Genomic DNA, 3,188 nt, shown 5'->3' on the forward strand with positions numbered 1-3,188 from the left:
CCAGTGACTACCCAAGCACAGGTATTGTTATCAAAAGTAGCAGTTTCCCAGCATTCTGTTGTTGGTTCTACAGGTTGCGTTCCAGTAACTACCCATGTACAGGTATTATTATCAAAGGTAGCAGTTTCCCAACACTCCGTTGTTGGTTCAACTGGTTGTGATCCAGTAACTACCCAAGCACAAGTATTGTTATCAAAGGTCGCTGTTTCCCAACATTCCATTGTTGGTTCAGCAGGTTGTGATCCAGTGACTACCCAAGCACAGGTTTGGTTATTAAAGGTTGCAGTCTCCCAACATTCCGTAGTTGGTTCAGCTGGTTGTGTACCTGTCACATCCCATACACATGTTGTGTTATTAAAGGTTGCAGTTTCCCAGCATTCCAAACCAGTAGGGGTATCTTGTAAGGTAACCGTTACTACTGCAATACATGTGTTATCATTGCCATTAGCATCTGTAACTGTTAAGGTTACATTATTAGTGCCTTCATCAGCACAAGTAAATGTTGTTTGTGAAGCAGAAATAGATGCAATTCCACAATTGTCTGAAGAACCATTATTGATTTGAGCTGCTGTTATTGTAGCAGTGCCATTGACATCTAACTGAACTGTTAGATTTTTACAAACAGCAACTGGGTTTTGATTATCATCGGTTACATTTATATTAAATGATGCTGTATTTATATTTCCTGAATCATCTGTTACAGAATAGCTGATAGTGGTTATGCCATTCGGGAATAAATCGCCACTATTTAAATTCGTTGTGTCCGTTCTTATAACAGTTAATGTGTTATCACAATTATCAGTAGCTGTAGGGTCGGTCCATGTTGGTTGATTACTTCCACAGGTTAATAAAATATTAGTCGGAATATTCACAAACTCCGGATCAATTTGATCCGTGACAGTCACTGTAGCAGTACAGGTATCTGTTTGACCATCGGCATCTGTAACGGTAAGCGTTACATTAACAGGCGTACCAATATCACTACAATCAAATGAATTGACATCAATACTATAATCAGTAATGGCAACATCATCTGTAGAACCACCATCTATGTCTGCAGCTACAATTGTTGCATTTCCTGTATTACCTAATTGCACTGTGATGTTTTGGCATGCTGCTATAGGAGGAGTGGAACCGGAAGCTAAATCTGCAGAAATTTGTATCTGGTCGATTGCCATATCGCTGCTCCATGTTGATCCCGTTGTTCCAGAAAAACGTAATTTGATGACTTGACCATCATAATTACTCAGGTTTATAGTTTGCTTTAACCAGGGACTTCCTTGATTTGTTTGTTGTTGACCAGTCAGTATTGGAGTATTTGTCACTGTATTCCCGGAAGCATCCAGTTGATTCCAAATAATTCCATTATCTAAACTTACTTCAACTGAAATAGTACCTATTGCAGCCCCGACCATATGATAATAAAATGAAAAGTTTGTATTTTCATAAGCGGATAAATCGATACATGGACTAATAAGGGTTACTGTAACATCTTGTCCGATATTAGTCGTTGCATTGGCATTAGAAGCTTCTGTATATAAATAGTTGCCACCTCCAGTGAAATCATCATTTGGGCCAGTTCCAGTAGAAACTGTTGATCCAGCATTTAAAGTCCAATCTTCATAATTAGTTCCTGGAATATCGTTCAATCCTTGAGTCCAAAGACCTAAATCTCCATCGAATGTTTCAGTATAAGGGAAGGACGAAACAGTGTTACCAACACACGGTACCGGTGAGGTTGTTGTAAATTGTTGTGAACTTGAATAAGAAGTGCTATTAGAGCCGCAATACGATTTTACTTGGAACTCGTAGGTAGTATTTGGAGAAAGTCCTGTAATTTGATATGGGTTTGTAACACCTAAAACTTCAATCCATGTTGGAGCGGCAAGAACCTTGTATCTAATGTCAAAACTATCAGCTGTGGCAGCAGACCAAGATGCATTAGTGGAAATTGTATTTGTTCCTGAAGTACTTAAACTTGATGGAGCAGAAGATGTTAATGGTGTTAATAAAATATCGCCAAGAGATTTTGTTTGATAGTTGACAATAGTCTCATTAGTTAACGTGACTGAATTATAGCAATCTGCTTCAATTAAAATATTATAAGTTCCTGCAAAAACCGGTCTGTAAAAATCGCCATGTGGTAAAGAACTTACCGTATGAGACCCAGTATTATCATGACCAACTAGAGTAACTTTAGCTTCAATAGGGTTTCCACTAACAGCATCTTTTACTTTTCCCTGAAATCCGTAGGTTCCTTGGATTAAGTATTCAATTAAAGCTTCACGGTTATAATTCCAGTGATTTACTAGTTGGTTTGCAGGAATTAATTTAACATCAGATAATTCAACAGTCGTTTCTTTACACTGGTGTGTAAAATTCATATAATCTTGACGTCCACCATACACTCGGTACCAATCTGCACCATGGGTAATCCCATTATCTAAATAATCCATATATCCATTTGGTCCATCAGCTTGGGCATTGTCGGCATACTCTCTAGACACATGTACAAACCAATCATCATCGGCATGTCTGTTATAGGTATTATCCCAAGGATAATTTACAACTTCCACGCCACCATGGAAATTAGCAGATAACACAAAGTGCGTATTGGCTGCTAAGTTCATAAAATGTTGTGTTTCTAATTCATATGAGGTATGACCGTTTGAGTGTGGTCCATTTACATTATCAGGGTAATTTCTATTCAAATCCAATCCATTGGCGTTGGCTCTTCTAGCATTCGCAACTGATGTATTTGAAGCATTATTATAATACGTTCCATCTGGATTTGCCATAGGATTAATCCATACTTCTGAATTATCAATTAAGTTTTTAATTCGATTATGATCTGAATGCCCTGTATCTTTATAGGCCGTTATAAAATAATTAATTAAATTAAGCATTAAAGGGTAACCTGTAATTTCATCACCATGAATAGACGAGGTATACATCACTTTAGGTTCAGCTTCTTCAGTACCTATATTATCTGAAAGCTTCAGAAATAATAACCGTTTATTTCCTCCACCAACACCTTCGGTTGTGCCACCTATATCCACTAATTCACAAATATCAGGATGATTGATTGCAAACTCTTGCATTTGTGTTGCATAATCTGCATAAGTTGGATAGGCAGTCAGTGGGAAAGTTAATGGGTATGGTCCACGTCTTTCAGAAGCTGGTAATTC

At 37.7% G+C, this 3,188-nt stretch carries 1 protein-coding gene; it reads right to left on the bottom strand.

Annotated elements, in window-relative coordinates; all coding sequences use genetic code 11:
* A partial coding sequence (locus OS191_RS03275; RefSeq protein WP_267154290.1) for a M14 family zinc carboxypeptidase occupies positions 1-3,188 on the bottom strand: 3,188 nt, incomplete at both ends.

It is taken from the genome of Xanthomarina sp. F2636L, assembly GCF_026410195.1.
In the GTDB taxonomy this organism is placed as follows: domain Bacteria; phylum Bacteroidota; class Bacteroidia; order Flavobacteriales; family Flavobacteriaceae; genus Xanthomarina.